Genomic DNA, 6630 nt, shown 5'->3' on the forward strand with positions numbered 1-6630 from the left:
ACCTCATGACCCGACGCCTCACCCACCAGAACACCCCCAACTGGCGCGACACCTGACCCCAAATGAAACAGACAACCGAGAATCAAACGCTCACTTACTCATAGGACGTCGCCTTCTGATGGCTTCCAAGCACTTCGCGGGGCAGACCAGGCTCAGGCCGCCATGAAGCGGCCCAGATCGCGTGACTTGCACTGAAGGGCGGCTGCCCAAGCCCCCTCAGAGGAAACCGGGGCCGCCGGGACCTGAACATCCTTGAGACCTCCGTCCTCGGCGATGCCTGCTGGCTGCCAGTTCACCTCGATGCCTGCCCTCTCCGCCAGGACCAGCATCGTGGCGACGAAGCCCTCGGACAGGGCAGCCATGACTGCGTGACTCGTTCTCCGGTGCCACGCAAGCAGGGCGTCGACGAACTCTTTGAACGCGATGGGGTCGATCTGGCACTCGTCAGCTTGCATGGGCCCGATGCCGGACGGCAGCCCCAGTTCGGCTTCGTAGACACTCACCTGGCTCATGAACAGCCGGGAGGCCCCGTTGGACGGGTTCCACAGGGTCTCGTCGCCCATGTCGTAGTACTGGCTCAATGCAGCCCCTCCCTGTTGGTCATACCGGCCAGCGTCGCAAGCACATGACATTACGGTCAGTCAGCCCTCCACGGAAAGTGAGCCAGAACCCGACTTCGGGAGGCACCAGAGCACGCCGAGGATTCGAACACGCCTGAGTTTTGGCCCAGGGCAGCTGCCGAGGTCTGGCAGGCGGAGTGCGGAGCCGACTGCGCCAAAGTCGCACCAGCGCGGCCTGGACGGCTCAGTGGTGCCCCGATTGCGGGCGCACAGGGCGTGGCAGTGGCTGACGCCAGTCGCCCAGGCTCGTGAGGAGAAACTGGCGGGCGAGAGAACGTACGTCGCCCCAGGCTGAATCTGTGACCAGCGCGTTGTCCCAGAAGCCGACGCGGCAGGTGGCATCGATCTCACCGAGGCGACGGCCGATGGCCCGGAGATCGCGCAGTTCCCCGGGCTCGAAGACACCGCGCTCCGCGAGTCCTTCAGAGACGCGGCAGAGGAGCTCCACCTCTTCAACGACGTCCTTTGTGTCCAGCTCACGCTCGCCTAGCCAGGCAAGTTGATCCTGGGGGTCGGCTGCCAGGAGAGCCATAAGACGTAGCGTCCAGGTGTGCAGGTGCGCGTCGCCGAGATGGTTCATACACGCAGGATCGCACCCAGCTCGCGCACGCGTGCTCGCTCGCAGGGAGAGCGGCAACGGCCGGCGTGGCGGTTGCAGAGTTACTGCTACTGCAATCGAACAGTGCCAGACGGCGGTGCCTCCCGACGTCGCGAACAGCTGCTGTCCGTTCTTAGGTTCTGGCTCAGGTTCTGCGGAGAGGGCACGCTGAGTAACCGGTTGGGGATGCGAGCCCAGGCTGGCTAGGCTCTCGTCATGAGCGGTCCGGTGTTGGTGATTGAGTTGGCGGGGCCCGTCCCACCCGTATCCATTCAGCGGCTCCGGGAACTCCTTGTCCGTTCCTCGTCTCACTTTGAGGAGAAGCGGGTCGGAGAGTACGACCTGAACATTCACGCGGAGAGCCTCGGCATCGCCGACACCGGGGGCATCGATGGACGCCGGCCAGTCATGGTCTCTCTCATGGGACCCGGCATCGGCGACGAGGCCATCTTCGATGCCGAACACGCCGACGAATTCGACCAGGAACCCCTCATCGGCTTCACCCCGACCCACGCCGTCGACGTCATAGCGTTCTGCAACAGGCCGATAGACCACGTCGTCACGGCCTTGCTGACCGCTGCTGTCATGGACGTGATCGGCGGCGTCGCCAATGCCGAACTTCTTGAGGATCAAGTTCCGATCGTGACCGACCTTCCAGGCATCATCGCAACGATGACGGATCCGTGGCCTGCCGCCTACGGTTCAGCGGAATTCCTCAGAGCGTGGGCTCGGCAGCCCGGCTTCCGGCTGCTGAAGTAGTCGAGCGGTTGTTCCAGCTCACCGATCGCGTCGGCGGCCGTCTTGCCGTGAAGGTGTCTGCGGTCTGCAGTCCCTCCAGCGAGTATTCGAACCAGAACCGTCCTGGCGCTCCAAGCCCTCGGGGTCGACGATGAACACCTTCAGGCCGCGCTCACGGACCCGCTTGGCGACGTGCACAAGGCTGGCCTTCTTCCTCCAGCGCATCGAGCAGCTACTCCGGCTCGCCCGCGTCGGGGCCTGCTGCGGGGATGCCCGCTGATGACGTACGGGAGAGTGGTCGAAAGTCTGACTCTGACCGAAGGTGTATCTCCCGGGCCGCTTTGGATAGGTCACCGTGCGGGACTGGGAAGCCAGTAGGGTGCATGGGGTGAACACTTCCTCCGCACTCCCGCGTTCGTTCCGTCTGCTCGTGACGGGCGGTGGAACGGGTGGTCACACGTACCCGGCCCTTACGGCGATCCAGACTTTGCAGGGCCGCCTCGCGGATGCGGGCAGCACGCTGGACGTCCTGTGGATCGGGACCGCGGAGGGTCTTGAGGCGCGTGTCGCTCCGGCGGCGGGGATCGCGTTCAGGACGGTGGCCACGGGCAAGATCCGTCGGTCGGCGAACCCGCTGAAGATGATGTCCGCCTCGAATGTCAAGGACATGGCTCGGGTGCCTCTCGGTGTGGCGCAGGCCAGGACGATCGTGTCCGGGTTCCAGCCGGACGTCGTTCTCGCGACGGGAGGGTACGTCGCGGTCCCGGCCGGGCTGGCCGCGCGACTGTGCCGCCGTCCGCTGGTCCTGCACGAGCAGACCGTCCGGCTGGGCCTGGCCAACCGCAAGCTCGCGAGTTCAGCGACGCGTATCGCGGTGTCTTCGGAGTCCTCGCTGGCGCTGTTGCCTGCCAACGTGCGCAAGCGTGCAGTCGTCACCGGGAACCCCGTGCGGCCGGAAGTATTGGGCGGCCACGCGGACAAGGCGGTCGAGGCTTTGAACCTGTACGGGTTCGACCGGCGTCTGCCGACGGTCTATGTCACCGGTGGGGCGCAGGGTGCCCAGCAGATCAACGCCGTGATCCGGGACGTGCTGCCCTGGCTGCTGAGTCACGCGAACGTGATCCACCAGTGCGGTCCGGCGAACGTCGATGAGCTGCGGGTGGCCGCTGCCGGACTGGACCCGGTTCTCGCCGGCCGGTATCACCTGACCGGGTTCGTCGGGCCGGAGCTGCCGGACGTGCTGGCGCTGGCGGACATCGTGGTGTCCCGGAGCGGGGCCGGAACTCTGGCTGAGCTGACCGCACTCGGCAAGACTGCGGTGTTCGTCCCACTCGCCACATCGGCCGGGAATGAGCAGGCGCACAATGCCCGTCATCTGGCCGACGCGGGTGCGGCACTCGCTCTCCTCGGCGAGGTCACCGGGCAGGCCCTGGAGAGGGCGGTCGGCCCGCTCCTGACCGACCCCACCCTGCGGGCGGCGATGGCGCAGCGGGCTCGGGCGCACGGGCGGCCGGATGCGGCGGACAGGCTCGTGGATGTGGTGCTGTCCGCCGCAGCCGGCTGATCATCCGCGTTACGGGCGGCGGCGTCCGATGGGCAGGGCTGGGCAAGCCTCGATCATCACGGCGCAGGCCAGCGTGACGCGCAGGATGTACGGCTCACCCGCGCTGATGGCCTGCGCCTGTTCCCGGAGGTCCGCGCCCGTGAAGCCGAGCAGCGCTTCGTCGGCTGCGTGGCGGAGAAGCGGAAGGATCTCGGAAACGGGCCGGCCGCAACGTGCTTCGGCGAGCTTTGCGAAAACCCGATGGTAGCCGGATCAGGCGCTGGCGCACGTCGGCGGGCGCTTGTCCGTTTCGACCTGGAGCACCAGGAGGTCGTAGACGGGCCCGCCGAGCTCATTTCGGTACGGGCCCGCGTAGGTGTAGCCGAGCCGGTCGTACAGGGCGCGGCCGCGGGGGTTGTCCGGGTGGACCAGGAGGGAGGACCAGTCGGGCGCGATGGCGGTCACGAGCTGGTTGTGGAGGCGGGTTCCGATGCCTCGTCCTTGCCAGGCCGGGGTGACGGCTAGCTCGCACAGGCCCATCAGACGGCCGGCCCGGATGTGCTCGGGGATGTGCGGGAGGAGGTCGGGGCCGTACCAGTATTCGGGGGTGGCTGGGAATGCGTAGGTGAACCCGACGGGGCTGCCGTGGGCGTATGCGACGACCAGGACGAAGCCTTCGCGGCGGGCGTGGCCGGTGATCTGGCGGCGTAGGGCGTCGCTGGATAGGCCGTCGGTGGTGCCTCCGGGGGTGTCGACGAGTTCAGGGTGGGCGTCTGCCCAGATATCGGCGAGGGTGTCGAGGAGGGCTGGGACGTGGCCGGGGCCGTAGGAGCGGATGGCGACGTCGTCTTGGGTGCTGGCGGTCACGCCCGTCCTCCTTGGGTGGCGGTGATGGTGCGGTACTGCTCGATCCAGTTGGCGACGGCCGGGACGCGTGCGTGCCGCTGGAGTGCCCCTGCGACGCCGTGCAGGGAGTGCAGCAGTCTGTCGGACCGTAGTGATCGAGCGGGCGGGGACCGCGATGCCCTTCCGGATGGTCACTACCTAGCGGTGCACGACGTGGTACCCGCCGGTGTAGCCGAGGGCAAGCACCTCGCGGTAGAGCTGCATCGAGCTGGTGCAGCCCGCGTGGAAGCGGTGCTGCACGTACTCCATGAACGGGTCGAGGACGCCGTGGCCTCGATCCTGAGCAGAGGCGAGAAGGTCTGCAAGATCCTTGTTCCGGTAGCGCCGGACCGTTTTGCGGTCCAGCCGCAGTCGGCGGCCGATGGCGTTGAGTGGCAGCCCCGTGGCGGCGAGCTCGTTGACCTCCGCGCGGCGCTGTCGGATCCGGGCCAGGAGCGGGGTATCCGGTGTGGCCAGCGGCGGGCTCGCCTCTGGTTCGGCTGGCCGTCGAAGGCAGTCACGGTGCTGTCGGCAGGTCTTCTCGACTGCCGTGGAGAGGTTCTGGAGGAGATGCCAGCGATCTGCCACCTCCAGGGCGTCAGGGGCGGCCTGTCTGATGGCCTTGGTGAATGCCATCAGGCGGTCCCGGCAGATGATCTCCGCGCCGGGGTGCTCCTGGAGCCAGGCGGCGACTGTGCTGGTCTCTCGATCCGGCAATACGTCCACCGGCCGGGAGGACTCGACGTCAACGAGAACGGTGCCGTAGGTCCGGCCCTTGCGGAAGGCGAACTCATCGATGCCGAGGATCCGTGGAGCCCGTGCTGGAACAGGTGGAGCGGTCAGCTTGCTCAGGATGGATGTCCGCAGGCCATAGAGCCGCAGCTTTGCGCAGAGGCGTGCGCCTGGGCGGCCGCCGAGCTCCACTGCGACCGACCGCATCGCGGACCGCGCCGCCGTCGAAGAGCGGCGTCGCGGCTCGGTCAGGCCGGCCACCTGTTCCACGAAAGTCCGACGCGGGCATCGAGGCTGATCGCAGAAGAATCGGCGGACACGGAGGCGGACGAGTAACCGAAGACCGTTGACCGGCAGTCCGACTATGTGCCGCCAGTACCTGCTGTGGACGCGTGCGGCGGGATGCTGACACGCGGGACACACTCCGGGTGGCCCGCAGCCAGCCGCGTCGATCATCAAGTGGTCATCCAGGACGACGGCCTTCCGCACGACGAGGGTCAGGCCCGGGAAGAGGGCGTCCTCGACAGTCTCCAGCTCCATTACGGCGTGATCCCCTGGCGGAACGATCCTGCAATCCCTCCGCTTTGCAGCACATCCCGCCAGGTACGAGGTGTTGCAACTGGATGCTCAGTACTTGATCTCTTTGGCTTCGTACCCTTCGAGCCCTGTCGTGGCGAGGACGGGTACGAGGGCGTGCAGGTACCAGGCGAGGTCGGTGAACGCGAGCGCCTCCGGGATGTGGCGGCGGTCGATGCTGGGCGAGAAGCAGACCTTTGTGCGGCCGGGCATGAACATGAACATCCCGCCGGTCCTGGCTTCGGGGTGGTAGACGTTGATGGCCACGGTGTACGGCAGGTTGCCGGGCGCGTCCAGGCGTACCAGTACCTCGTCGATGTCTTCGGGGGAGCTGGCGTACCACTCGTACATGTCGTCCGCGTCGTTGATCATGTGGGTGACACCCCCGGCAGGGTCGTCCACCGACCAGCCCACCGCGGTGAGGGCATCCACGATCGCGCGCGCGGTGGTCGGGTGGGTGAACGTGAAGTCGATGTCGGCGTCTCTGGATCCCACGGAACCTCCGCTCAGCGTGGCGCAGCCCCGCATGCTCGCCCTTGGAGCGCAGGGCCGTCGATCCATTTTCCATCACGCCCAAGCCTCGACCGTGCGCTGAGCTGGCCGAACCGTTGAGATTCCGACCGCACATCCTGGCTTGGGCGCGGCCGTCCCTCTGGCGTACACGTCACGGAAGCGCGGTCAGAACCAAGTAGAGCGCTCATCCGCCACCTACGGCGCACAGACACATGCCCGGTGATCGCTGTGCTGAGCGCGGTAGTTGGCCCGGATGGACAACTGCGATGCACACACGCGAGCAGACGCGCGGGCGACGTGCTCAGAGGCTGGCGCCGGCCGCTCGTCGCTTTAGTGAGCGTTTGATTCTCGGTTGTCTGTTTCATTTGGGGTCAGGTGTCGCGCCAGTTGGGGGTGTTCTGGTGGGTGAGGCGTCGGGTCATGAG

General features: G+C 66.9%; 7 protein-coding genes. 2 read left to right on the forward strand and 5 right to left on the reverse strand.

Going from position 1 to position 6630, the window contains the following annotated elements; genetic code table 11:
* Positions 1-152 precede the first annotated feature (152 nt).
* Together ACFYXK_RS33810 and ACFYXK_RS33815 are read right to left on the reverse strand one after the other, a co-directional pair.
* The gene (locus ACFYXK_RS33810; RefSeq protein ID WP_387288857.1) at positions 153-581 is read right to left on the reverse strand and encodes a DUF6086 family protein; all 429 of its coding nucleotides are present in this window, start codon (positions 579-581) and stop codon (positions 153-155) included.
* A gap of 223 nt (positions 582-804) precedes the next feature.
* The gene (locus ACFYXK_RS33815; protein ID WP_389414635.1) at positions 805-1200 is read right to left on the reverse strand and encodes a hypothetical protein; all 396 of its coding nucleotides are present in this window, start codon (positions 1198-1200) and stop codon (positions 805-807) included.
* Between the two features lie 234 nt (positions 1201-1434).
* Here ACFYXK_RS33815 and ACFYXK_RS33820 point away from each other — a divergent pair, with 234 nt between their 5' ends.
* Together ACFYXK_RS33820 and ACFYXK_RS33825 are read left to right on the forward strand one after the other, a co-directional pair.
* On the forward strand, positions 1435-1977 hold the full coding sequence (locus ACFYXK_RS33820; RefSeq protein WP_389414636.1) for a DUF6368 family protein: 543 nt from the start codon (positions 1435-1437) through the stop codon (positions 1975-1977).
* 367 nt (positions 1978-2344) lie between these two features.
* On the forward strand, positions 2345-3520 hold the full coding sequence (locus ACFYXK_RS33825) for a glycosyltransferase (RefSeq protein WP_389414637.1): 1176 nt from the start codon (positions 2345-2347) through the stop codon (positions 3518-3520).
* 252 nt (positions 3521-3772) lie between these two features.
* Here ACFYXK_RS33825 and ACFYXK_RS33830 read toward each other — a convergent pair whose 3' ends face one another.
* The 3 genes from ACFYXK_RS33830 to ACFYXK_RS33840 all read right to left on the reverse strand — a co-directional run bounded on the left by ACFYXK_RS33830 (position 3773) and on the right by ACFYXK_RS33840 (position 6187).
* A complete protein-coding gene (locus ACFYXK_RS33830) occupies positions 3773-4366 on the reverse strand; it encodes a GNAT family N-acetyltransferase (RefSeq protein ID WP_389414638.1) in 594 nt (197 codons plus the stop codon).
* 177 nt (positions 4367-4543) lie between these two features.
* Positions 4544-5656, reverse strand: a complete 1113-nt coding sequence (locus ACFYXK_RS33835) for an ISL3 family transposase (protein WP_389414639.1) — start codon at positions 5654-5656, stop codon at positions 4544-4546.
* 87 nt (positions 5657-5743) lie between these two features.
* Entirely contained in the window at positions 5744-6187 is a 444-nt protein-coding gene (locus ACFYXK_RS33840; RefSeq protein ID WP_389414640.1) for a hypothetical protein, read from the reverse strand.
* Positions 6188-6630 lie beyond the last annotated feature (443 nt).

It is taken from the genome of Streptomyces sp. NPDC002209 (assembly GCF_042890265.1).
Taxonomy (GTDB): Bacteria; Actinomycetota; Actinomycetes; order Streptomycetales; family Streptomycetaceae; genus Streptomyces.